The sequence below is a fragment of the Psychrobacter sp. 78a-MNA-CIBAN-0178 genome, assembly GCF_040309625.1.
Classification (GTDB): Bacteria; Pseudomonadota; Gammaproteobacteria; order Pseudomonadales; family Moraxellaceae; genus Psychrobacter; species Psychrobacter okhotskensis.
This window is the reverse complement of sequence record NZ_JBEOOZ010000004.1, coordinates 69,860-96,775: the sequence shown is the minus strand read 5'-3', so window position 1 is coordinate 96,775 and position 26,916 is coordinate 69,860. Positions and strand designations below refer to the sequence as shown.

The window sequence follows — 26,916 nt, the reverse complement described above, 5'->3', positions numbered from 1 at the left end:
CCTAGCTCTGTCATCCTAGGTTTATATAAGTTTACATAATGACTGCATTTTATTTTATCAATTACCTTGCAAAACAATCCAATCTAAATGATAATTATTATCGTTAATGACTATTACTCTTCGATGTCGACTACTCAACTGTTTTACCAAAAGGAATTTACTATGAGCATGGTTATCTCTCGTTACTTAAACTGCCGCGAAAACCGTCTACCGACTTTGCAATCACAGCATCTGTTTGCCTTGACCAAAGAGGTACGTATTGAGCACGAAGGTGAGGAATATCGCTTACGCTTAACTCGCAATAACCGCTTAATTTTGACCAAATAGTTAAAATTACACCTCACAAAAAAACGCCTTTATCGAAAGGCGTTTTTTATTGATTAAAGTACAGTTGATTAAAGTACAGTAAATACTATTTGGGCAATATTAGAGTTAATAAATCAACCATTAGCTGATAACAGTATTATCCAAAATTGCCTTCTAAAATTGCCAACTATAAACCACATCAACCGCGTTTTCTGCCGCCGACGTTGCCTCGACATAAATTCGACGGGTCAACTGGTAACGAACAGATAGGCTGTTCTGCGCATTAAAGACACCTACCCCGTAGCGAATGTATAAGTCAGGGGTCACGTAACCGGTGACATTGACGTTAGTGTCTTCACTCCCGCCAGAGGCATCAACAGTCAAGCTTTGTAGACCAAAGGCTTGACCAATCTGGTTGGTTAAGTTGCGTGTACCGCTCAGCCCGAAGCTCAGCCCAGCGGCCGCTAAGTTATTCGTCACTTGCGACTTAAATCCCTGCTCACTGATTTGCGTGGCGCTCTTATTATCGATACGACCAGTGACCAACGCATTCATTGCTTGCTGTTGGGTCAGACCAGCATTATTAAAGACGATAATGTTTGGACTCTCAGTACTGCCTTTGACGCGCACGCCGACTGTTTTTCCGCTAATGACTTTGACAGCTTCAATACTCAGGTTAGGCTTCATCACATCCCCATTGAAGCGCACCTGCCCATAGTTAAGCTCTAGACTCTGACCGAAAGCATTGATATTGGTACGACGTGATACTTGCACCACCCCTGTGGCACGCATAATGCCCGTGCCGTTTTGAGTGATATTAATCGCACCTGCCAACGGAATAACCGCTCCAAAGCCACGGAAGTTAATGTCATCACCCAAATCAACACCGATATCAGCATTGATCGACCACGGTTTTGAGATAGCTAAGACTTCGTCGATATTACCAATGAGACGACGATCTAGGACGACCGCATCTTCTGTTTGCGTAATGATGTCTTCACTAGCCTCTGGCGGACGAATGGTCGCTGATGGCACGCTGATGGCTCCTGTAATGTTGACGTAACGGTCGCCAGGACGCACGATAATATCGATATCAGGATTAATCTCAGCCAATAGCAAGGGTGGCTGAGTCAATACTAAGCGCTCACCAACGACACTCAATTTGGCTTGTAGTTTTTGCTGCCAGTTTACTGTTCCCGTTAGCGTGCCGCTGCCCGTACCACTATTAAAGGTGCCGTCGATAGTTGCTTGCGTGCCACGAATCTTGGCATCGACATTAACTTTTCTTAAATTGACTGGCAAGTCAAGCATCGCGATACGACCGTTGGCCAATTTCACATCACCATAGAACTGTGGTTTTTCTAGCGTGCCACCAAGTCCGCCCGCCATAGTGATATTGCCTTCAAGCACACGCATACCGGGGAAGAAAGGTTTAAAAATCGCTAAATTAAGCTCATTGAGCACTAATGCGCCCGAAATGGGTTTGGGGTTTTTATAAGGATCGACGATGACTTCCGCGTAACCGCGCGCGCCGCGACCAGTATTGATATCTGTCCGTAATTTAAGACCTTCAGGTACTGACAAGGCAATCAGTGACACACGCTTGTATGACAAGCTTACAGGAGCGCTGTCACCATCTTGAAGCAAGCCGATTTTGCCATTATCAGAATATAAAGTGGTATTGATAGTCGGTGGACGACCACGTTGCCAGCCGACAATCGCCTTACCATTAATCTGCCCTTGCCAATCAATATCTTTGGGTAAAAACACTGAAAATAGCGAGGCGTCTAGCTTTTGCAATGCCAAATCGACCTGACCACCAGACGGTGAAGCGATTAGGTTTTCACGTAAACACAGCTTGCCGGTTTGATCGGCCGCCTGCCAGCAATGCGCGGCAAGTTGCACCTTAAGCTCGCGGTCACTGCCGTTTTGCTTATTAGGCAAATTGACAATCAACTGCGCTGGCTGCAACTGGTTCAAGGTGGCATATCTGGACTTAACACGACCTTTACCAATCACCCCAGACCAACTGAGTGTATTACGATTAAAACCACCTTTGAGTCTTGCTGCAATATCGAGCTGCTCGTTAGCGACATTGAGATCGACCACATGTGCCTGCTCAGTACCATTAAAAGACGCATTAACGCTTTTGAAGCTTTGCCCGCCAGCATCTAAGCCTTCAGCACTGATAATAAGCTGACTTGGGCTGTTTGCTAAATTCACGATTTTGCCGCGAATACGACCTTGACGCAAGATAAAGCCCGGCAGCGCAAGTCGCTCACCGACCAAATCAATATAGATAGTGGGTAACGCTTGTCCCGCAGGCTGCGATAAGGTCGCACCGCCAGTCACTTTGCCGGTCAGCTTACTAGAGAGCTGATCGAGACTGGTGATATTAATCTTGGCTTGTAATTGCTTGGCATTGCCATTGGCAGTGATGTAGTTATCGCCCCAGCGTAAGACGAGGTTATTGGCATTTAAACTCTCGATTAAGGCGTTCACTTGCTTATATTGCGCCTGTGCATCTTGCTTTTGTAAACGTTTAAAATAGCTCGCCAAGTCTTTTGGCAGTCGCATTTTTGCGGCTAAGCTGCCTTTGGCACTGAGCGGCTGACCTTTTAACATGCCAGTCAAGTTGATCTGCTTGATATTAATGGTTTGCTGAGCGTCACTCCAGCGACCATCAGTATCGATAGTACCGGTGATAGCGCTTGGCGTACTTTTGAGGAAGTAACCCAAATTAAAGCGATTCATTACCGCTTTGATATCCCAAGCGATACCTTGACGCACATCGACGGTGCCGCTGGCATCGATACTACCTGCAGCGCCGACATGACGGAAGCGTTTGATACGGATGAGCTGGGCATCGCCACTGGCATCGATAGTCAGTTTGCCTGCTGGTAATTGCTCGGCATCTAATACACCGTCAAAATTTACTGCAAATCTATTTAGCTTACCCTTGGCATTCGCTTTGTTTTTTGGTGCTGTTTGCCACTCGCCACTGGTTTTTAAATCACCAGTAATAATGGCCGGATTGTTGGGTAAAAAATAACCCAAGTTGAAGTCATCAAAGCGACCATCCACTGTCCAACCAATATTTTTTCGCAAATCGATGACACCCTTCGCATTCACTGCGCCAGCCTCACCCTTATAATTGAGCTTACGAATACTGATCAGCCTTGGCGTGCCAGCCGCATTGATAGACAGACGACCCTTTGGCACATCCGCCGTATCGACCTGACCATCAAAACGCGCATCGAACATAGAAAGCTCGCCGCCAACGATGTCAACTTTGGCATCACCGCCACCAGTGATGCCGATAGCACGGCCGTCTTGCGTGGCATCAAGCTGCGCCTGCAAATCGGTATTGTTTAAATTAATAATATGACGCTGACCTTTAACCCCGCTTTTGCTGATATTCACTAAGCGGCCACTGGCACTAATACTGCCCGTTAGACGCTCAAGCGGTAGATCACTACGATACTTTTTGGGTAATAAACCATTAGTACGGGCATCAATTTGCCACGTTAATGGGCGCTTCTTGGTCGCCAGTTGAATCTGTCCAGTACCTGATAAATCACCGACGATACCATTATATTTGAGACGATTGATGTCAATGACATTGCCAGCTTTGCGGACGCGCACATCATAGTTGCCTTTGGGAGCAGCATTAAGCTCATTGATGACTGCATTGGCATCGACAGAGAGGGTCGAACCGCGCACGATGACATCAGCTTGACCACTAGGACTATCGATATTACCGATATTCGGGACATTACGACGGATCAGATTTTGCCAAGTGGCATCGATATACCAAGGCGCTACCTGTTTAACCTTCGCAGAGGTTTTACCACGTGCAATATTGGCATTAACATGTTCGCCATCACGCTGACGTAGATCCGCGTCAATCTCTAAGTTACCTGCACTGTTTTTTTGTTGATAATGTAGCGACAATCGACCGTTGAGTTTTTGCGGAGCGTAGGCTTTAAAATCAGCATAGTCGTCAGGAATCGCGCGGCGAATGTCAAAATTGCTACCAGTCGCGCGCACCTTTGCATCGAAGCTATTTTTCCAGTCTAAAATACCTTGTAATATTAGGTTTCCAGCTGGAACCTGAGCATCCAAACGATCAATGCGCAGTTGACTATTGGCAATCACTGCCCGCCCTTGATAATGCCCTGAAGGAATATCTTTGGCAGTCAGCTCAGTATTGATACGCAAACGTATCTCAGAGATGACCCCTGAGGCAGTGGCTGTGCCGCTTTTTAGGCGAATGGCTTGGCTTTCGGCATAAGGAATCAGAATGTCGTCCCATTGCAGTTTTGCCTGAAACGGTGAATCCTTATCGAGTCCTTGCACTACAAAATCACCGCTGACATCGTTATCATTGTAGCGGCTACGCACCTTACCAACGGTACGTTTTAAGCTGCCGGTAGCGGTAATATTAAGGGGATCAATGTAGGCTTTTTCTAAGGCACTGACCTCAGCAATAGCACTTAAGTCCAACGGATAGTCACCTTGCAAATCAATCTCACCTTGCAAAGCACTAACCTTGACGATATCTGCATACTGTAAATTGCCGCGACCTACCGTGACCATGCTGCCAACCCACGTCAAATCACGAGCGCTGATATCATGAATGACAATAGGATCTTTGGTCACTTGTTTATAGACAATCGTTTTTATTTTGGCTTGATCAAAACGCAGATTCACCGGTAGCTTGAGCGTTTTATAATCAAATGGCTCACCTGTTGGCGGTTTTTTATTGATAATCTCAATACGCTGAATGTCGGCATCGCGCAGATGGACTTCTTTAGCAAATACCGCACGCCAGCCTATTTTGACATAAGCTTGGTCTACCAAGATCTCAAGGTCTTCGGTCGCCTCGATATCGATATCTGTGACCAACAGACCATCACGCAAATTACCGCGCCCATATTTAAACTTAATACCCGTCTCAGCGCTAATCTTTTCTAATAAGAACTTGGTGCCTGATTCAGTACCAGCCGCATAAAAAAAGATGGCGAACATAATCGCCAGTACGATGAGCATGAGTACCAGTAGCTTGAGCAAAAAAGACAGCGGATACCAACGCCTTACAGCACGGGCATCACGTTGCGCCGGATCTTCATCCGGTGAATTATTAGGCGGGGTATTTTTGGTCAACATCACACTCAACTACGTTAAAAAAATGATTGCCAACAATCGCTAAAAACGATTGACGAGGCTCTTATAAAGGCGATCCGATAAAGAAACTCAACCTGACAGGAACACTTTCTTCTGTGACACCAGCGGCAACATCGACCCGCACCACACCAACAGGTGATGCCCAGCGAATACCAACACCAACGCCGACCTTTGTATCAGTCTCGAAGTTTTTGTCATAGGCATTACCCACGTCGGTAAAAACGGCGGCGCGAAAGCCAGGTTTAAACTCATAGTTATATTCCGCACTACCGACGGCGAGCACTTGCCCACCAGTCAGATAGCCATTGTCGATAGGCGATAAGCTCTCATAATCATAACCACGAATACTTTGATCACCGCCCGCAAAGAAGCGCAGCTTATAAGGCACTTCATAGAAATCATCGGCCCAAATATAGCCTGCATTGAGACTACCAAGTACTTGGTGCTTTTTGTCGTCGCCAAAACTATAAATACCGCTGACACCCGCCCGTACAATCGCTAAATCTGTATCGCTCAACGCCTTTTCAGCGCCTGCTTCTACAGAGTAATACTGACGGATACCACGAGTCGGATTGGTCGCACTATCCACGTCCGTTTTATTGATACCATAGCCCAATAACAGCGCTTGTTGCTTTGGTCTAGAAGACGTAAAGCGTATCGGCAGATCTTCTAAGTCCGCCTCATCAACCCCTGTCTCTAGCTCGTCTAAGCGATAACGTACAGAGTAGCTACGATTCCAGCCACTGTCACGGCGAATATTACGTGCCAATGAAGCTTTTAGCGTTCGGGTAGACAAATCAAAGTTGCCTTTGCCTTGATCGATGACCTCCTCTTCATAGGTGAGGCGCGCATCTAGCTTATCATTAAGCGGATGCTTCCACGGCCGGCTGCCATAGACCGAGACATTCTTAGTAATTCTAGAAACCTCCGTTTCTGCGCCAGCTTGATAGCCTTGACGATTGAGCAGGTTGTAATCTATCTTAGCTGTGGCGCGTACGCCGGTATCGGTACCATAACCAATACCTACTTGGGCGTCGCGTGGCTTACTGGAAGAGACAAAGACATATAGTGGGACTTTTTTACTCTCTTGCACTTGTTGCGGCGTTTTACGTCCTGCCAGCGTCGGTGGTACAAAGTTTTCATCCGCAAGAATACTCTTTTCATCTGGGAAGATTTTTTGTGCCACGTTGCTGATAGAGTCACTGATTTTACCTAAAATCGTGTCGGTCTCTTGGTCTTTTTCGTCTAATACCCGATCATCTGGCAAGCGGCTTAAGCGATTGGCTTTTTGTTTGATGGCTTGGAGTTTATCCAGTGTTTGCTCATCTGCTTCAAATTCGATGGCAGCGATATCTGCGGGATTAACTTTCTCCCCACTATTGCCACTATTAGCATCGCCATCGCTACTATTTGCTGCATCACTGTTTTGCGCAGTGTCATTTTGAACAGTACCATTTTGAACAGTACCATTTTGAACAGTGCCATTCGTATTACTGCTACTTTCTGCCCCATTATTTGCTGCGGCTACATCATCAATAATTTCTGAAGCATTGACCTCACTGTCAACATCGTCGTTGCCAGTATTACCAGCCGCATTGCCAGGCGCATTATCGAACGCTAAGGTACTGTTTTCACTGCTGTCATTGGGTGGCAAAATAGACTCGACATTGACAGTATTAAAATAACGTGTCGCTGATAAGTCGTTACTAAACTTAGTAACATCAGGGCGATAGAACGGCTCGCCGGGTTTGAAGTCAAACAACTGCTGCAACAATGACAATTCGACAGGTAGCTTATCAGGGTCGCGGGTCAACGTATTGGTCGCTGCATCATAAGTAAAGAACACCACTTCGTCGTACTCGTAGCGGTCACCAGTATTATAAACCAGCGATACATCGGCGGTATTGTCTGGCAAAATGATATCGACTGATTTGTTCAGCCAATACTGGTCAAAATAACCATAAGTGTTGCTGAGTGACTCTAGCGCCGCTTTACTGTTTTTGTAAACGCGATGATTGAATACATCGCCTTCTTGCGGTGGTAGCTCTTTTTCCAACGCTTGGTATTCTTCTTGCTCGCGACCTTCACCGCGAATTTCGATAATACGACTGTCGACAATGACCGGCTCACCTAGATCTTCAATGACAACCTCAATGACGTCACTATAAGGCTGACGTAAGCGCATGGTCACATCATAATAACCAACAGCTTGTGCGGCATCTTGTGCAGTTTGGCGCAGACGCGGTAAGGCTGCGGTAAAGTCAACGACAGATTGGACAGTGGTGTCATCAAGCGCAGCTTTGATGTTTTTAATCGGTTGCGTGTCTTCGTCTGCTTCGATGAGTTTTTGCGGCGTATTAGTCGCATCGTCAGCGGCAACTTGCTGCAAGTAAACCGTCGTCTCGACGTGCGGTAACGCTTGAGCACCGTCATTAAAAAATCGATTGTAGAGTCGCTTAACGATATTGGTTTTGTTACGAGCCATGGTTTTTGGCTTTTTGGCTTGCTCGATACTTTGATTGACGGCTTGGGTTTCGGACTGATAATCAGGCAAATAATCTTCTGGATTGATAATATCTGACTGCGTGCCCTCTCCTCCTGTCACATTGCCTGCACTTACTGACCTCTCATCATCGATCATACTATCATCGTCGTTATCAGCGCTTCCACTACTGACAGCATCGCTGACATTAATTGGCCGTGCCATGATTTCAGCAGTCTCAGCCTGTTCAGCCGCTGTCTCGCTTTTGCCCAGCGTATCGAGATTGCTCGGTGCTGGCAAATTGGTCGCATCAAGACTCACGTCTAAGCCAATAGGCGGGGTGGTATCATTTAAAGTCGCGATAGGCGCATCAAAGTCGCGGTCGTTATTACTGATGCCATTCATGTTACTGACATTGGTGTTGTTAACGTCGTTACCATTATTAATGCTGTCAATGTCTTGCGCATTCTGTCTATCCAGCGCTGCCAGCTCGCGATCAATCTCATCAGGCGTCATCATCTGATAGCCCTGCTGTTGCACTGTCGCCGCTTGCTGCTCCAAATCTTTATTTGCCACATTCGCCTGTGCGTCACTCAACTCGCCTACATCATAAAGGTCGTTATCCAAATCACTGGCATCATCGACATTATCATCATCTTGCTGAGCGTTGGCATTGCCATTTACTCTTTGAGATGGCGAATTTTGCAGGTCTTTTTCTTTAGTACCAGACTGCTTAATACCTAGGTTTTGTTCGCTATAGTCATCCAATACTGACTTATCGATGATGCCTTGTTCCACTGCTTTCTTTAGGCGCAAGGCATCTAAGGCGATATCAAGCTGTGTATCCTCAGTAGAGGAGAACTGAGGGTCTGTGCGAGGGGGTTTAGGGGTTGGCGGTTGCGGTGGCGTTACAGTATTGAAAAATGGTTGGTTGGCTGTATTTTGCGTATCACGGTTCTGACTATTAAGGTTCTGACTATCAATAATTTGACTGTTCGTATTGGCATTGGTCGTGGTGTCAGCCAATGCCGCAGGTGCGATACCAAAACCTACCAAGCTGCTCGCCAAGGCACTAAAAAGCGCTGAGCGCGTAAAATGAATACGCGGCGCAGTCTGCTGCAAATCATCCATCACGGCACATTTAACAGTATTGGTAGCAGCGCTGGCACGATTACCAGCATGAGTGTTTGAGGCTTTGTGCTGCGTAACCGACAAGTGGCGCGCTAGAGTTGAAGGCTGATGTTCCATGTATACTTATTTCCTATCACCTCACGCGGCACAAGGGAATGACGATAGCAGTCGCCAGGTTTTACCGGTGAATAAACGTAGAGCAGTTAACTGAGATTTTCTATGGCGACCGTACTTTTTTAGTGCTGGTTTTAGCGCTGAGCCTATCTCATCTGAACTTACTGACATAAGATAGGTAACTTTGAATGATACCGAGGCTTTAATCTCGCTCAAATTTTCAAAAAGTAACTTTTCAAAAGACAACCATGTAAAATTTACAAATCATAACTTAGTTAATTATGAAATCATAACTTCGGACGCATGTATTTTTGCCAAAGCCTTGCTATTATACGGCTTAATATTGATAAAACCTATGCTATATTTCGATAAGTTTTTGATACTGTTGATAATTAATGGCACCCGAATGCTGTGCTCAGCCCTTACCTCTCATCTATCAGCCGCGATCCATCTGTAGGAATTTTCATGGCCAATCAGTTTCAGTTATTTAAGCGCCGCCGTTTTAGCGCCATGTTTTTTACCCAGTTTTTGGGGGCGTTTAATGACAATATTTTTAAACAAGCACTCATATTAGTACTGACTTATACCGCTGCCAGTCAGTTGGGGATGGAAGTCAGTATCTTAAATAACTTAGCGGCAATGCTATTTATATTGCCCTACTTCCTATTTTCGGCACTGGCGGGACAAATTGCCGATAAGTTTGAAAAATCAAAGCTCACGCGCTTTATTAAGGTGCTTGAGCTGGTGATTATGGCGATTGCCGCCGTCGGCTTTGTTTTTGAATGGTACGGCTTGTTGTTTGTGGCATTGTTTTTGATGGGCACGCATTCGACCTTTTTTGGACCGATTAAATACGCTTATTTACCGCAAGCGATGAAGGAAGATGAGCTCGTCGGTGCCAACGGTCTGTTTCAGATGGGCACGTCGCTAGCCATCCTCCTTGGTATGATTATCGCCGGTGTCTTGACCCAGCTATCACAGTCGCTGTATTGGATTAGTGCCACTGTATTGGCGGTCGCTGTCTTGGGTTATTTGGCGGCTCGTTATATCCCTACCATGCCAGCCATGCAGCCGACGCTCAAAATTAATTGGAATATTTTTACCACCAGTTGGTCGACAGTACGCTACTTATACTCGCTGCCGTTTTTATTCTTCGTCATTCTTGGCAACAGCTGGTTTTGGTTTTATGGTGCGACGTTTTTGACACAAACACCAGAATTCAGCAAGGTCATTTTGCATGGCGATGAGTCGGTGGTTATTTTCCTATTAACGCTATTTTCTGTTGGCGTGTCGATTGGGTCTTTGTTATGTAAAACCTTGACCAAAAACCAAGTCAGTTTACGCTTACTGCCCTTTGGTATTGCTGGTTTAAGTATTTTTGCTATTGATTTGTATTTTTCCTTGTCAGGTCTCAACATAGACGTTAATACTGAAACATTATTAGGCATTAGTGATTTGTTTGGTATGAGCGGCAGTTGGCGCGTATTTGCCGACTTGTTCTTTTTAGGCTTTAGTGGCGGTTTATATATCGTGCCTTTATATGCGTCTATGCAGGCTTATGCGCCCAAAAGTCATCGCGCGCGTATCGTCGGTGCCAACAATATTTTTAATGCCATATTTATGGTCAGCTCAGCGATTTTTGCGATTGTGGTGCTCAACACCTTAGGATTGACGCTACCGCAATTATTTTTGGTTACGGGTGTGCTAAACATTGCTTTTGGCGCGTTTTTATATATTAAGCTTAATAAACACGTGCAGCATGCGGTCATACATACTAATGATGACGAGCTTAGCCGACAAGACTAAATGCCTAGAAGATCTAGCGATTATGAGTAGCGTTGGTGTTCACTAAATCATGCAGCCGATAATAGTGGTGCCGATAATTTATATTGTTTGCTATAGTAATGTGCATGAACAGAATATTGCTGCTTTAAAAAGCAAATATCAGCAATATCTTAATAAGAAGTTTTTTGATAACAATTAAAGCCATCAGGAGTGAATCATGGCCCTGCGTCCTTTATCCAAAATTGACCAGCTATTACTTGGGGTTGACAAGGCACTGCGAGCGGTTGTTCCGCATTCTAATCCCAGTACTCGCCCATTGCCCGTCAGTAATGACGAGATTCCTGAGCTGACCATTACCGAAGCGCGTCACGTGGCAGGATTGATGCGCATCAATCATACTGGTGAAGTATGTGCGCAAGGCCTGTATCATGGTCAAGCCTTTACCGCTAAAGACACTGGCGTCAAACAAGCCATGCAGCATTCAGCCGAAGAAGAAGTCGATCATCTGGTGTGGTGCGAAACACGGTTAAAGGAATTGGGCAGTCATGCTAGCCTATTCACCCCATTGTGGTATGGCATGTCTTTCGGTCTTGGCGCGGTCGCAGGGGCTATCTCTAACGAGTTTAGTTTGGGATTTGTCGCTGAAACCGAAGCACAAGTCAGCGAGCATCTGCAAGATCACATTGGACAATTACCCGTGCATGATCAACGCTCAAGAGAAATACTGGCACAAATGGATATTGAAGAATGTCACCATCGCGAGCTGGCGCTAGCAAGTGGCGGCGCAGCTCTTTCACCACCGGTGCGTCAGACCATGCGCTGGATGGCCAATCGGATGAAAGCCACGGCTTATCATCTATAAATGAATAGCGAGTAGCGCCTCTCATCGGGTTTATTGAATCAGGTAATTTAACAATCCTACTACTGATAGCATTGAGCTTAATTTGCTAGGGTATTAAAAATTTGTTCGATTTTGCTTCAATAATATAAAAAATTTCTAAGCATACAAAATAGCGTCGATAATACAAAACAACTATCAATCGATTGTAAATAACGACTTAATAAACAAGGTAACGACTTTTATGAAAGCCATCAACCAATCCAGCTTGTCTAGCAATGCTACCAAAGCGCCTACATTTGCGACCCTAACCGCATTAGCCGCTGCCTGTGCACTGATGTTGTCTGCCCCTGTCAACGCTGCCGAAGCGGATAGCAGCGCTAACGCTAGCACCACTGCTACGAACCCTGCTGTCCCTAGTGCCATGGATTCAAGCAGACGTGTCATTCGTCTCGCTAAACCAAACGCTACTGCTACTGCCAATACGGCTCAAACCGACGCAGCGGCAAATATGGCAACAACAAATAGCGTTCCGCCAAACAGCATTCAGCAAAGCAGCTCGCAACAAAACAACATGCCATCTAATACTACACAGGCACAAGAGCCAGCACAATCAACTGCACAAGCCAATACTGTGCGAGAGCGAGCACAAGCACAAGCACAAGCACAAGCAGCAGTTAATGCTGCGAGCGCGCAAGTGCAAGTGCAAGCGACAACTAAAATACCTGACACCGCAGAGCTAACAGGTACTACTAGGGTATATGAGCGTGGTCCAATGACTGCTACTGGCATTGATCTTCGTGGTGGTCAGTTGCCCAATATCCCAACACCGCAAGTACAACTTTCAAGCGTTAGCTTTGTACCGACGGTCTTAGTTCCACAGCAGCAAGGCTTGGGTACTGATAAGCTCGACGTTAGCTTGCTAGATGACTTTATCGAAGATGTCTCTCCTAACGCCCGTCACTATCCACCGAACTTCCCTAACCGCTCACAACGTCACTATACTCGTGAAAAAATCAAAGTATTGACTGAATGGATTGAGCCTTATGCCCAATCGCCAAACGCCTCTTATGACGTGCTGATTCGAGCGGCTAAGCTCAATGGTATGGGTCGTAACTTAGATTTAGGTTCAGACTATACGGTACGTGGCGGCAAATATGTCGACCGTGCTATCAAAATCAAACCTGACAGTGGTGAAGCCAACTTCTTATACGGCATGATGCTGTCAGAAGGTGGCGGCTTTAAAGAAGGTCAAAAATATCTAGACCGAGCCGTCTCATTGGGCTATACCGAAGCAGAACAAAGCTTGGCGCAGTCAGATTTATTGAGCGATCGCCGCGACAACGCTCTAGAACGTTTGCGTCGTCTTGAGCAACAAGTGCCTAATAATACCGTTATTCGTCAACAAATTAAGCTCGTTGAAGATGGTAAGTTTTATATTTGGGATATCCCAGCACCTGACATCGATGTAAAACCAGGGGCATAAACTCAGTTGTAAACATTATTCATTAGTAATAGTGACTTATAGTGTTATTATTGACTTATTAAAAAATGATTTGAGAGTAAAGCATATAGTGCCTTCTTTTTATATTGGTTTAGTATCAATAGGAAAAGAAGGCTTTTTTTGCAGATGATTTCTCGTTCAGCCAGTCTTATTTAATTAACTTCGCCAAAGTCGTTGCCAATGATTGTCGCTCCCTATCAATCACTGCCATTCACTATCAATATCCCCTTAGCCCCAAATCTGTTCGATAATCTAGGGCGTGTCCTCATTTTAGGTTAAAAGTTTGATACCCCATTACGCTTATTTTATCTTGTCCATTAGCGACGGCATTTGACTGTGAAGTTTCAAATATAATAGGGCGTGTTGAACATTCGATCATGGCACTGACAGAGACTGTTTTTTAGGCGATTCAAAGATAAAAATAGTAAGTTTAGTCATTCTAAGCGCCTCTTTTTATCAAAGAATCAGCAAAAAATAGTCCTGTCCTTTTAGGCTGATGCTAAAATTGCCCCATACTGTGTTGCAAGTCTAGCTAAGATATCAACATAATCTTCGACTTGCGCCGTGTCTGGAACAATTTTAGCGATCAGCAGTGTTCATTTATGAATGTTCAACACGCCCTAGTGAAATCCAAAAAGTTACGCTACACTCATCCTGTTATACTGACTACTTATAGTCAATATATTCTAAAAGCACGACGGTATTGCTGATATCAATTTTTTATAGGCTCTGTCTGGTGGCCTCTGTCTGCGTAGGCACAGCAAGCAAGAAAAATGGATATCAACAGTGCATAATGGTTCGATATTATGTTTCACTCACTATATCTATCTTATAGGCTTGACTATTATTTACTGGAATCCCCTATGACTTTCGCTCGCTCTGTCAGCAATCCGGCCACACACGCTATTAAAAAAACAAAGCCTGTCATTCTATTAGGGCTAATAACAGCCGTGGCGCTACTACCTGCCTGTAGTACAGTTTCTGTGACACAACAAGCCTCAGCAAAGACCATTTCTGCACAGCGTGGCAATATCGTCACAGACGATGAGCTCAGTAGCGACACAGCATCGGCTTTATTGTCAGCAGGACTTAATGAGCAGGCCTGTTTTCAGCAGTTTGACTTGTGCTTGACGCAGCTTACTGACAGTATGCTTAATGAACATTATCGTCCAGCGCTGTCCGTTTTTGCCGAGTTACATTACGCCAAAGCTCGCCAGCTTGCCGAGTCTAAAGAGTGTCAGAATACGCTCGCCCGTCCGCCGCTTGATCCTTATTATGCCAATGCACCTCTGAGCGATGATGAGGCTAAAGAGCAGCAGAAAAATACAGATGCCTGCTTGATTAGTTATCAAGGTCGACTATTCGATGCCATTAAGTTCAGCTATACCTATCTGTTTTATGACAGTTTAGCGCATGATTTTGAAGGGGCAGATAAAGCAAAAAGCCAAGCTCAGGCCAAAAACCGCATTCCAACTGACATCGATATCCAAACCCAAGACATTTATAACTCAGCCAGCAATGACGTCATTACCCAGCTATATCAGTCGGTAGATGGCGCAAATAAACTCATGGGCAATACCAAAGTAGAGTATCTACCGATGAGCACCACTGTGCCCGATACTGGCAGCCAAGGTGCTATTGCAAACCATGCACCTTTAAAGGGTAAGCCTACTGACCAAGTCAAGGTCATGAAGGTACAAGTAGACCGCTATGATCTCAATATTTTTCTGCCTAACGAAAGTAACTACCTTCAAAATGCGCAAAAGCAAACCTCAGCGCTCGCCGATTTGGTGTCCACTTATGATCTACGTCTCTCGGGTCTTAACTCAATCAGTAAGCGCCCAGGACTGGGGATTAGCTTAGTCGCGTCACTGAATGATCGCTATACCACCACTGTGCGTCAGCTCTTGGTTTCATCGCTGTCGGGACGACTGAATAAAGACACGGTCGATGGCAAAAAGGATGATAGTGCGCCCAGCTCACGCATTTACCCCACGGGTCATTTATTGATGACGGGCCTAATTAAGCCCGCTGGCGATAGCATACTGGATACGCTCAGCAGTCATCAGCTCGATATCCACTTATACAACCCTCATCGTAGCGAGAGCGCCACTATCTTGGGTGATAACTATCCACTGGCGGCGAACTTCTCTGCCGGTTATGGACTATGGCTGGCAGAAAACCAGCTCGATGGCGTTGGTTACTTAAATCTAATCACCCGCCAGAAAGAAGCCAGCTTACCCAAACTGTTTATGCTAGAGCCTTACGATCCTGATAAACGGGTCATCATTATGGTGCATGGCTTGGCGTCTAGCCCCGCCACGTGGGTAAATTTGACCAACGATATTTTTAATGATGATAAGTTGCGCGATAATTATCAAGTGTGGCAGGTTTTTTATCCGACCAATTTACCTATTTTAGAGAACCGCTATCAAATTCAGGAGCTGATCAAGAGCACTTATCAGCAGACCGATCCTCAAGGAGGCAACCGTGCTAGCAAAAACAGCGTCATTATCAGTCACAGTATGGGCGGTATCATCTCTCGCATGATGCTGTCTGATGATAATCTTGCCAATAACTTAGACGCTTTAGAGGATAAAGACTTGCTCGAAAACAGCAGTAAACGCCAAGTCGATGAGATGCTAAAACAAGCCTTTGCTAATGATGAGCTGCGCAACCGTTTTGAGCTACATAGGCTGCCACAGGTCGACACTGCTATCTTTTTATCCTCGCCCTTTCAAGGTACCGACTACGCTGATCGCTGGTTTACTCGAGCACTACGCCGCATCGTTTATTTACCGGTTGGCTTGGTAAAGACCCTCACTGATAACTTGGCTACTCTCGCCATTCAAGGGGATTTGGCACAAAATCCTTTAGGTGCACTGTACCTACAGAACGGTGCCAGTCAGTTAAGCGATAAATCGTCTTTTATTCAGCTGACCAAAGATATCAAGATCAATGACGACATTACTTATCATTCGATCATCGCTAACAATGATGCCGACATCACTAGAGGCTTGGCGCAAATGCAGCCCGGCGGTGCAAGAATTGACTTATCTCAAGAGATATTAGAAGACAACAGCGAGAGTGCGCGCACAAATGATGGCCCCAAACCTGCATCTGAGTCAACCAATAAGCCCCTCGTCGCTGCGGTGACTGTCGATGAAGATATTAGCCAAGCACTGACCGAGCGCTTATCAGATGGTATCGTTCCTTACACCAGCGCCCATCTCGAAGGCGCCACCTCAGAAACCATCATCACAGGTGGTCATAGTATTCAAGAAAATCCGCAGACCGTGTTGACCCTGCGACGGATTTTGCATCAACAATTGCAGCAATGAGGCTCGTCTAATTGACAAGATACTGACTAGGGCGTGTCCTCATTTTAAAAATGGTATTGATAATAAATACTAAACACCCTCTATGCTTTTGGGCTATGTTCATTTATCGACAGGGTATTTCTTCAAGTAAGTTTTGGTGACTGGTAGGTGTGCGACCAGTCCCATAGGTAACTTGCGTGTGTACTTAGGGTGGCGCATACTACATTCATTGTAAATGACAGTAATATATTAATTTATAGGGATATAAATTACTTCATTCAGCTAGACAGTATTAGCTCAGCCGCATTTGATAAATTGATAGTGGTTGCTAACTAATACTGAGCCATTGCCCGTAACACTTATCATCCTGATTTACGGACAGCTACTTAAGCGTGTCATGGAAGCCTGCGCTATTCAGCTAACAGATAAAGGTAACCGTTTATGTTCGCTACATTTATGATTGACCAGCTTGATGCGCTGATGCTCGCGCGAATTCAATTTGCTTTTGTTATCTCATGGCATATTGTCTTTCCAGCTTTTTCCATCGGTCTTGCCAGCTTTCTAACGGTCTTAGAGTTCCGCTGGCTCAAAACTGGTGAGCCTATTTATGCCGAAGTTTATAAGCACTGGGTCAAGATATTTGCCGTAGTGTTTGGGATGGGTGTAGTATCGGGCGTGGTAATGTCTTACCAATTCGGTACTAACTGGGCCGTATTTTCTGATAAAGCCGGTAACGTCATAGGCCCACTACTTGCCTACGAAGTATTGACCGCCTTTTTCTTAGAAGCGTCGTTCTTAGGCATTATGCTGTTTGGTTGGGGTCGCGTCAGTAAACGCATGCACCTTGCTTCAACAGCGATTGTCGCTATTGGTACGCTAATATCTGGTTTTTGGATTTTGGCTGCCAACAGCTTTATGCAGACGCCGCAGGGCTTTATGGTCGGTGCTGATGGTTTGCTCTATCCAACCAATTGGCTTGAAATTATCTTTAACCCCTCATTCCCTTACCGTTACGCGCATATGATGACTGCGGCATTTTTGACCACAGCTTTCGTTATCGGTGGTATCGGTGCGTATTATCTGCAATCCAAAAAGCATGTTGAACATCGCAAACATGGTCGTGTCATGCTCGGCATGGCGATGGTCATGGCCATCTTTGTTGCGCCAGCACAAATATTTATTGGCGATATGCATGGTCTAAATACTCTAGAACATCAACCTGCTAAAGTCGCAGCGATGGAAGGTCTGTGGGAAAATGAGCGCGGTGCACCGCTTGTCTTATTCGGTATTCCAGATCAAAAAGCAGAAAAAAACCATTATGAAATTAAAATCCCTTATGTCTCGGGCTTAATTTTAACGCATTCATTAGACGGCGAAGTTAAAGGCCTTAAAAACTGGGCGCCAGAAGATCGGCCCTACGTTCCTATCGTCTTTTGGTCATTCCGCGTTATGGTGGCTATCGGTACATTAATGCTGCTTGTTGGTCTATTTAGCCTTTATAAATACTTTAAAAAACAACAATTCGATCCTGAAAGCAAATGGTTCCACCGTGCGTGGATGATGATGACGCCGCTTGGTTTTATCGCGATACTCGCCGGTTGGTTTGTGACCGAAACTGGTCGTCAGCCATGGACAGTATATGGGGTGATTCGTACTGCTGAGAGCATGTCACCGGTTGCAGCACAGCAAGTCGCAACGACACTTATAGGATTTATTGTGCTGTACGTCTTTGTATTTGGTGCAGGCAGTTTTTATATCTTACGCCTGATTGCTAAAGGTCCACAACCTTATGAAGATCCAGCAGATGACAACTTCTATGAGCATTCTATCACTGAAGGTCAAGGTCGCACGTTAAGTGGTGATAGTAACGTCAGTGAGAAAGTAGAAGATTTGGATAAACCTGCCGATGACGTCGATGATGGAGGGTTACGCTAATGTTTAACTACGGTGATGTATTAGATTTACCTTTAATTTGGGGCGGATTAATTGCCCTATCCGTCTTCATCTATGTCCTGTTGGATGGTTTTGACTTAGGCTGTGGTATTTTGTTCCCCTTTGCCGGCTCAGACAAAAACCGTAGCCGTATGATGAACTCTATTGCTCCCTTTTGGGATGGTAATGAGACTTGGTTGGTATTGGGTGGTGGTGGTTTGTTCGCTGCTTTCCCAGTGGCTTATGGCATCATCATGACCGGTTTATACCTGCCTGTGACTGCCATGCTATTTGGTCTTATTATGCGCGGAGTGGCGTTTGAGTTCCGTTTCAAAGCCTCTTCACGTCGTCATGTATGGGATACGTTCTTTTTCGTCGGCTCAGTAGTGGCGACATTCTCGCAGGGTATTATGCTTGGGGCGTTGGTGCAAGGCTTAGAGGCGAGCAATCGTCTGTATACTGGTGGTCCATTTGACTGGTTCACCCCCTTCTCTATCGTCTGCGGCTTTGCCCTGATAGTCGGTTATGCCTTGCTTGGCTCTACGTGGTTAATCATTAAAACCGAACACAAGCTGCAAGTATGGGCACGTAAAGTGTCTGGTTGGATATTATCGGCATTGGTATTGGCGATGATTGTCGTTACCGTGTTTATGTATTTTTCAGATATCGAAGCCCTCGAGGGTTGGTTTAGTTTGCCGGGTGCGTTATATCTAGCGCCAATGCCAGTTATCGTGCTGCTGCTATTCTTTTTCATGCGTAAGGATTTACGGACTGAGCGTGAATATCGCCCCTTCTTAATGACCGTTGCGCTGTTCTTGATGGGTTATATTGGCGTCTGTACAGCGTTGTTCCCTTATATAGTACCGTACCAAATGACTATCTATGAAGCGGCCGCTGCTGATACATCGCTGTCCTTTATGCTCATTGGTGCGGGTATTATGTTGCCGATTATCTTGAGTTATACCGCTTTTGCCTATTACACATTTAAGGGTAAAACGGATCACGAGCATATGTATTAACGGCTATATGTTAAGGAGAATCAGCCTTCGCTACTATTACTATTCTTGGTAGCGAACGCTTAAGATCATTAGCGCCTTAATACGTCACTGGGAGACGATTATGAAAAAACTCAGCAAAAAACAATCACAATGGGCATGGTTCATTGGTCTATATATAGCAGGATTTGCCGTTATTTTTACCATTGCCCAATTAATAAAGTTGGCAATGGGCGTGTAAAACCTGCCCTATTTCGCTAAACAAAAGCGCCGCATTGATTGTAAATCAATGCGGCGCTTTTTATGATCTTCGTTAAAGTAAGATTGATTGAAGTAAGATCTATTAAAGAATTATTAATTAATATTAATATCCCCTAAAGTTATGCACCGCGGTGGTTAGCCACGCCATGACTGTCAATAAATTCGTTGACCTGCGTTAAGCGCTCAGGTGTACCCACGTCTATCCAATTATCACGAATAACTTCCGCCGTAATCTGGAACTTAAGCATCGCTTGCTTAAGCAGAGGCGCTAGCGCAGCGGGTTGCCCGCTTACCAGCCCATCGACCAATCGTGGCGACATTACACTAATACCAGCAAAGGTATATTTGTCTGCATCACCAATTGGCTGCTCACTAGCCAGACCATTATTGAGCGCAAAATCACCACCGTTATTATGCTCTGGATTGTCAATCAACAATAGATGCGCCCGTTGATCAGCACCCAGCTCATAATCCTGCAACTGAGCAAAATTATACGTCGTCCAGACATCGGAGTTGACTAAGATAAATGGCTCGTCTTGTAACTTACCTGTTTGTAACGCTTGAAAAATTCCACCAGCGGTCTCTAAAGGTTCGTCATCTTCTCGTGACCAGTGCAACTTGACCCCGTAATCGCTACCATCACCCAAGGTATCCATAAGCTTGTCAGCAAGCCACGAGGCATTAATCGTAATATCAGTAATCCCCGCTGCTTGCAGTGCCTTAATATGCCAGACAATCAGCGGCTGACCGCCTACCTCGACTAATGGTTTGGGCGTCTCAAGTGTCAACGGACGCAAGCGCGTTCCCTTGCCAGCAGCTAAAATCATTGCTTGCGTAATGGTAGACATGCACGCTCCTTATTCAATTTATAATGATAGTGATAGTGATAGTGATAGTGATAGACGCAGCTTATTAGCCCTTTTTATAACGAGTCAAACTTATCTTTATAAGCCGGTAATACCGTGTCTTTTAGCCATTGATTAAATGGCAGTAGCGCTTGCTTCATCGATTCATTACCATGCTCAGCAAGCCAATTTAGCTCAAGTACTAGATCTCGCATGACTTTGGGAATATCAGCCAAATAACGGTCTTTACCATCGCGCTTAGACAAACGGATAAAAATCCCTAATACTTTGAGATGCCGCTGCACGCCCATCACATTCATATCATTTTCAAGCTGCTCAACACTATCGGCGGTGGTGAGCGCTGCTTGCTGCTGCAATTGCCAAAAGTCACGAATCCAGTCAGATATTTGATGCTCTGACCACTCAACATAAGCATCACGCAACAATGACACCAAATCATAAGTGTAAGAGCCGATCACCGCATCTTGAAAATCTATCACGCCCAAACGCGTGGGGTCGGCTTGGTCTTGCATAAGATTGCGGCTGTGATAATCACGATGCACAATCACTGCAGGCTGCTGTAAAATCTCTTGTATCAATACCGTTTTTACGTTATTCCATAAGTCCTGATTCAGCTCTACATCAATATAGGGGATAAACCAATCGCTAAATAAATCCATCTCGCGGTTCAGTAATGCTGTGTCATAATCGGGCAATTGGTGCTGCACTCTGGCAGTCTCTACTGGCACAGTCTGTAGGGAAACCAAGGTCTGCATGGCCAATTGATAATAATCGTTGATCTGTTCAGGCGTCGCCTCGACGAGTAAATGGGCAAACTCAATCGTACCAAAGTCTTGTAACACCAAAAAGCCTTTTGCCACGTCTTGCGCAACCAGCGTTGGCACATTGATGGCGGGTGTCATTAGCTTCGCAACATTAATAAACTGCTGCAAGGCGTCTTGCTCATCAGCAGAATCCATGACAATATAACGCGCAGTGTCAGCATCGTTATCAACCAATTGGATACGGTGATATTGGCGGGCACTTGCGTCACCAGGCAAACTGTCGAGCACAAACTCTCGGTCGATGAACACTTGTTGCAACCAATTCTCTAGCTGCTGTTGGCGGTTATTCCTATCGTTCAGAGTGGCATTCAGAGGGGTATTTAAAGGCATGGTATCAGTCATAGAGGGCATCGCAGGTTAAATATAAGTCATAAATCATTAAAGTAGTGATAAGTCAGGCAAAACCTTGCTAAAATAGTGGCAGCTTGATTGACAGTATCTGTTGTAATATAGGTATTGACACATAGTTTTATCAACGCGCTAAGCAATAATCTAAAAAACGGCTTGGCGATGTTATAAATTTTGGTAAATAGTGTAGCTGATTTGGTTTTTTTTGACTATGATTAGTCGTCATTATATGTAAAACACCCAAATTTTTGAGATTATATGATTAGTTCCTGATTTTTTAATCATTAATGAGCCGCTAAATATAGCTAAAATACGGCTACTAAACTAAATATCGTCATTCAATAGGCTCTGCAATCATAGGTGTGCCCTTGTTATATTCTCCGCTTTACCAAAGCATCCGTTTGGTTTTATTTGGTGCCTTAGGCTTATCAAGTTTGACCGTCAGCGCAGCACTTACCAATGCTGACGCACAGACGACCGCATCTTTGCCCGCTGATACTACCAGCAGTTATGTCTCTGACCTAACCGGCGATATCAATACCGACGCCAATACCAATGTCAACGCTAATGTCAACGCCATCAATCAAGACATTAGTTACCAGCGTGCCGCTGCGCAGAGTAGTGTTTATGAAGCAGGCGAAGAGACTGTAAATGCTGCCTCTGAGAGCAGTAATCTTGACTTAGATACTGGCAGCACCCTCGATAATGGCAATTTAGACATCACTGAAATCGCTAACAATAGTGATGACGATGCACAAGCTCAGGCACAAACGCAGAAAAAACCCTTAGCGGCTGTCAGCGACAATGATGCAATCGATACCAGTGACGAGAGTATTCAAGACAGTTTACGGCGTTTGGCAGAATTTTATGAGCTCACCCCTGATACTGACTTATCAACGCAAAACGCTAGTGACAAACCCGTAGAGTCTGAAGATGACACTATCCAGAACACCCTAACACCTGCCACGCAAACCATCCCAAAAGTAGGCAAAAACTTGCGCCTACTGCCGAATGCTGTCGATAGTGCGCAACGCTGTGAAGGTCAATGGGTCTACCCACAGCAAAACGCTAATTATCAGCGCGCCGTCAATGAAGCGGCAATGGATAGTGGCCAGACGGCAACCAATCTAAATGGTGTGGCTAATAATCAGGCGCCTTTATTTGCAGAGTCTGATTATGGATATTATGACAATGTCGACTATGCCGAGCTCTCTGGTAATGTGATTGTCGATCAAGGAACTCAGCATATTGAAGCCGATAAAATCGTGCTGGACTTAAGCAGTGGTGTTACCGCAGCGCAAGGCAAAGTAATGTTCACCGATCAAGCGACTGGTGCGCAAGTAACGCGTGCCAATCCTCAAACCAATACCCAAAATGCTGCTACAGGCAATATCACCGAGCAGGCGGCAAAAGGCGGTCTCATCGGCGTCGCAGACAGTCTGGCTTACAATACCGAAACGGGACAGTCAACCGCCAATGATGTGGCATTTGCTAGCGTAGAACTGCAAGCACATGGCTATGCCAAACGCCTCAACCGACCTAACGACAGCCAGTATGAGCTTGATCGAGTCATGTTCAGTACCTGCCCACCAACTGACCGTAAATGGCAATTTGATGCCAAAAGCATTGATTTAGATACTGAGACAGGTCGCGGTAAAGCTTACAATACTACTTTCCGTATTGCAGATGTTCCGGTGTTTTATCTGCCTTATTTTAACTTCCCCATAGACAGTCGGCGCAGTACGGGGTTTTTATTACCGAATGCGAGTGTCAGTAGTAAAAGCGGACTTGAGGTTGATATCCCATACTATCTCAATTTGTCACCTAATTATGATGCGACGATCAATACACATATCTACAGCGATCGCAACCCGATGCTCGCAGGTGAGTTTCGCTATTTGACTGAAAATTATGGCGAAGGAATTTTTAACGGCTCGTATTTGCCGAACGACAAAGAGTATAACGACGAAGATCGCGCCAGTTTTTTTTATGATCATTACTGGTCATCAAATAGTATTCCACGCTTAAGTGGCGATGCTAAATACAGCTATGTGTCGGATGAAGATTATATTAACGACTTTGACACCCTAGGCTTATCAGACAATACTTTAAACTTACCGCGCCGTGCTCGACTTAATTATTATAATGACTATGTGAACGGTGAATTAAAAGTCGAAACCTTCCAAACGCTCAATGCTTTTACCGACAATGGTCAGCCATTACAAGACAAAGACAAGCCATATTCACGTTTACCACAGCTCAAACTTGATTACCGATTGCCTTGGGCAGAGCGTTTTGATATTACGGGTGTCCATGATTCTGCTTATTTCAAAAAATCTATCGATGATGGTTCTGAAAATGAAAAAAGCGGTGCGCGAATCTATAATAAAATTAGCGCCGCTTATCCGATGGAAAAGTCATGGGGTTATATCAAGCCCAAAGTCAGCCTACAACACCTGTATACCTCTTACGATGAGGACAGCTTAGCGGACAATCAACTCAATGATCAAGATGGTAGCCAATCGGTATTTGTGCCGCAAGCCAGTATTGACGCAGGTCTAAACTTCTATCAAGCAGGCTCACCTTTTGGGGCTTTTGACGATACGCTGGGTGGCTATCGCCTATTAAGTCCGCGCTTGAAATACACCTACTCACCGTTTAAAAACCAAAACGACATCCCTAACTTTAACACTCGTATTGCTTCCATTAACTACGAGCAGTTGTTTTCGGACAGTTGGTTTTTAGGGCATGATCGCTTGCAAGATTTGCATTCTATTACCCCTGGGGTTAATTATCGTTACATCGACGCAACGGGTGTGACACGTTTTGATGGTAGCATTGCTGAGCAGTTTTATATCGATGATGGGCGCGTCACCCTTGAAAACCAGCAACCCGTTTTTAGATCTTCCTCTTCTGGAATGGTCTGGGATACCAGTACGCAACCTTATAATAATGTTTGGGTGGATGTTAGCGGCGCGCTCACTGACAGTTATGACTTGAACTATATTACGACTGAATTGCGTTATCAGCCATCAGATAACAGCTTGTTTAATATCGGATTTGTGAAGCGCCAGCGCGATGAAAATACCAATCAGTTGCCGCTATCAGCTTTTACTGCCTCAGCTGTTTTCCCAATCAACAATAGCTGGCGAGTATTGGCTCAAGGTCAATATGATTATAATCGTAATAAAATGCTCGATTCGTTGGTCGGCATCGATTATGAGGATTGCTGTTTTGGTTTTGCCGTTTATGGTCGTCGTTACTATAATGACTTGAACGTCAGAGACAAACCAACACAAGCGATTATGGCAGAGATTAGATTGAACGGTCTTGGTAGCAATAACAGCCGTTTGACACGATTGCTCGCTGATAAAGTTTTGGGCTTTGAACCTGTCCAAACTGCATGGAAAGACTAAAAAGCGTAAATAATGCTATATTAAATCATTGTTTTCGTTACTACTTACACAACCTTGTTCGTAATCCTATTATGGACAACCTTATACAGTATTTGCTTATTAAAAGTATTGGATAGCGTTGACCGACTACCATCCGATGCGATGACATTGATGAGGAGCATCATGAGATTTTTTTCTTTACGTCAGACCAGCCGAGCTGTACTGCTTTCTATGAGTATGAGTGCAGGCTTTTTACTTAGTTTCAGTGCTCAAGCTGCTACCGTTAATGCTGCAAAAGCACCAACGCCTAAAGCAAACGCTGCTGCTGAGCAAAGTAACGTCAATCGCTTGACCCCAGCCAACAGTACCGATGGTATCATTGCTTTAGTCAATGAAAACGCTATCTTAAAAAGCGACTTGATGGACGCAATCACCCAGACCCAAGCACGCGCCCAAGCGGCTGGTGAGCCGATTGCCAATTCAGCACAGCTACAGTCTGAAGTATTAAATGCTCTCATCTTGCGTGAACTACAACTGTCATTGGTTAAACGCGTCGGTCTAAATCCTGATGAAGCTGAGATTAATCAGCGTCTTGGTCAAATCGCTCAAGCTGAAGGGCTTGGTAGTATCGCCGCTTTGCAGCAACGCCTAGATGCCGCGCAGCCCGGAAGCTATGCGACCCTGCGTGCTAAGCTGATTGAAGATGCTGCGATTCAGTCTCTACAACAACGTCAAATCAGCAATCGTGTACGTATTAGCGAGCAGGATATCGATGCATTTTTGGCCTCTCCAGAAGCCAAGCGCCTAAACCAAAGCGAATACCAGACCGTCCATGTACGCGTGCCTTATATGGATGACTACAGCCGACTGTCAGAAGCTCAGCGTGAAGAAGCACTCAAAGTAGCACAAGCACTACGTGCGCGCTTGCTAGAGCCCAATGTCGACGTGGCTGCAGCCGTTACTGCCAGCCAAGGTAGCTACCCTATTCCAATACAAGGTGGCGATATGGGCTTTCATAAAGCCGCCGCTCTCCCGACTGAGCTATCGAGCGAGATTACCAAGCTTGATGTCGGCGCAGTAAGTGCCCCATTAGTGACGCCAGAAGGCATTGATATCATTAAGCTCGCTGATAAAAAAGACAGTGATAAAATGCTTGTGCCGCAGTGGCATACGCGTCATATCTTAATCAAAGTAGATGAGCTACAAACGGATGCGCTTGCTGAGCAAAAGATTAATGATCTGTATGAGCAACTGCGCAGCGGTGCTGACTTTGCTGGTCTGGCATCGACCTATTCAGACGACCCAGGTTCTGCAGGACGTGGTGGCGATCTAAATTGGGTAAGTGCAGACGATATGGTTGGACCGTTTGAAGCAGTGATGAAAAATACAGCAGTCGGTGATTATTCTGCGCCTTTTAAAACCCAGTTTGGCTGGCATATCCTAAAAGTAGAAGGTCAGCGCCAAGAAGATGTTAGTGAACAATATCGCCGTAGCATGGCACGTCAAGCGTTATATCAACGTCTAGCACCGCAAGCCAAAGAAGACTGGCTACAAGAGCTACGCGCCGGTGCTTACATCCAAGTACTTGGTTAATATCTTAGCAATGCGCTAATAAGTGGCATCTTAGT

14 protein-coding genes are annotated in these 26,916 nt (G+C 45.2%); 10 read left to right on the top strand and 4 right to left on the bottom strand.

Annotated features, from left to right (window positions below):
- Positions 1 to 168: 168 nt before the first annotated feature.
- Entirely contained in the window at positions 169 to 327 is a 159-nt protein-coding gene (gene hemP / locus AAEY80_RS04415; RefSeq protein ID WP_227672156.1) for a hemin uptake protein HemP, read from the top strand.
- 153 nt (positions 328 to 480) lie between these two features.
- Here the strand turns inward: hemP and AAEY80_RS04410 are convergent, their stop codons facing one another.
- Together AAEY80_RS04410 and AAEY80_RS04405 are read right to left on the bottom strand one after the other, a co-directional pair.
- Positions 481 to 5,475, bottom strand: coding sequence for a translocation/assembly module TamB domain-containing protein (locus tag AAEY80_RS04410; protein WP_101211703.1), 4,995 nt, complete (start codon positions 5,473 to 5,475; stop codon positions 481 to 483).
- Positions 5,476 to 5,536: 61 nt separating this feature from the next.
- Positions 5,537 to 9,223, bottom strand: coding sequence for an autotransporter assembly complex protein TamA (locus AAEY80_RS04405; RefSeq protein ID WP_201631971.1), 3,687 nt, complete (start codon positions 9,221 to 9,223; stop codon positions 5,537 to 5,539).
- Between the two features lie 462 nt (positions 9,224 to 9,685).
- Between AAEY80_RS04405 and AAEY80_RS04400 the strand changes: the two genes are divergently transcribed.
- From AAEY80_RS04400 to AAEY80_RS14980, 7 genes are all read left to right on the top strand, one after another.
- Entirely contained in the window at positions 9,686 to 11,026 is a 1,341-nt protein-coding gene (locus AAEY80_RS04400; protein WP_025650508.1) for an MFS transporter, read from the top strand.
- A gap of 202 nt (positions 11,027 to 11,228) precedes the next feature.
- On the top strand, positions 11,229 to 11,867 hold the full coding sequence (gene coq7 / locus AAEY80_RS04395; RefSeq protein ID WP_025650509.1) for a 2-polyprenyl-3-methyl-6-methoxy-1,4-benzoquinone monooxygenase: 639 nt from the start codon (positions 11,229 to 11,231) through the stop codon (positions 11,865 to 11,867).
- A gap of 220 nt (positions 11,868 to 12,087) precedes the next feature.
- A complete protein-coding gene (locus tag AAEY80_RS04390; protein WP_350587938.1) occupies positions 12,088 to 13,329 on the top strand; it encodes a tetratricopeptide repeat protein in 1,242 nt (413 codons plus the stop codon).
- 881 nt (positions 13,330 to 14,210) lie between these two features.
- Positions 14,211 to 16,688 (top strand): esterase/lipase family protein, encoded by a 2,478-nt coding sequence (locus AAEY80_RS04385; protein ID WP_101211700.1) that lies wholly within the window; start codon positions 14,211 to 14,213, stop codon positions 16,686 to 16,688.
- A 420-nt stretch (positions 16,689 to 17,108) separates the two neighbouring features.
- Positions 17,109 to 18,602 carry a cytochrome ubiquinol oxidase subunit I gene (locus tag AAEY80_RS04380; RefSeq protein WP_025650512.1) on the top strand — a complete coding sequence of 498 codons (1,494 nt, stop codon included), beginning with the start codon at positions 17,109 to 17,111 and terminating at the stop codon, positions 18,600 to 18,602.
- Positions 18,602 to 19,618, top strand: coding sequence for a cytochrome d ubiquinol oxidase subunit II (gene cydB, locus AAEY80_RS04375; protein ID WP_025650513.1), 1,017 nt, complete (start codon positions 18,602 to 18,604; stop codon positions 19,616 to 19,618). The genes AAEY80_RS04380 and cydB overlap by 1 nt, the downstream gene beginning before the upstream one ends.
- A gap of 100 nt (positions 19,619 to 19,718) precedes the next feature.
- Positions 19,719 to 19,835 (top strand): DUF2474 domain-containing protein, encoded by a 117-nt coding sequence (locus AAEY80_RS14980; protein WP_373299586.1) that lies wholly within the window; start codon positions 19,719 to 19,721, stop codon positions 19,833 to 19,835.
- A gap of 139 nt (positions 19,836 to 19,974) precedes the next feature.
- Here AAEY80_RS14980 and murU read toward each other — a convergent pair whose 3' ends face one another.
- The gene (gene murU, locus AAEY80_RS04370) at positions 19,975 to 20,703 is read right to left on the bottom strand and encodes an N-acetylmuramate alpha-1-phosphate uridylyltransferase MurU (RefSeq protein ID WP_025650514.1); all 729 of its coding nucleotides are present in this window, start codon (positions 20,701 to 20,703) and stop codon (positions 19,975 to 19,977) included.
- Between the two features lie 74 nt (positions 20,704 to 20,777).
- On the bottom strand, positions 20,778 to 21,875 hold the full coding sequence (locus tag AAEY80_RS04365; RefSeq protein WP_227502406.1) for an aminoglycoside phosphotransferase family protein: 1,098 nt from the start codon (positions 21,873 to 21,875) through the stop codon (positions 20,778 to 20,780).
- Positions 21,876 to 22,261: 386 nt separating this feature from the next.
- Between AAEY80_RS04365 and AAEY80_RS04360 the strand changes: the two genes are divergently transcribed.
- Positions 22,262 to 25,309, top strand: coding sequence for an LPS-assembly protein LptD (locus tag AAEY80_RS04360; protein WP_350587937.1), 3,048 nt, complete (start codon positions 22,262 to 22,264; stop codon positions 25,307 to 25,309).
- A gap of 162 nt (positions 25,310 to 25,471) precedes the next feature.
- A complete protein-coding gene (locus AAEY80_RS04355; protein WP_101211698.1) occupies positions 25,472 to 26,881 on the top strand; it encodes a peptidylprolyl isomerase in 1,410 nt (469 codons plus the stop codon).
- The last annotated feature ends 35 nt before the right edge of the window (positions 26,882 to 26,916 follow it).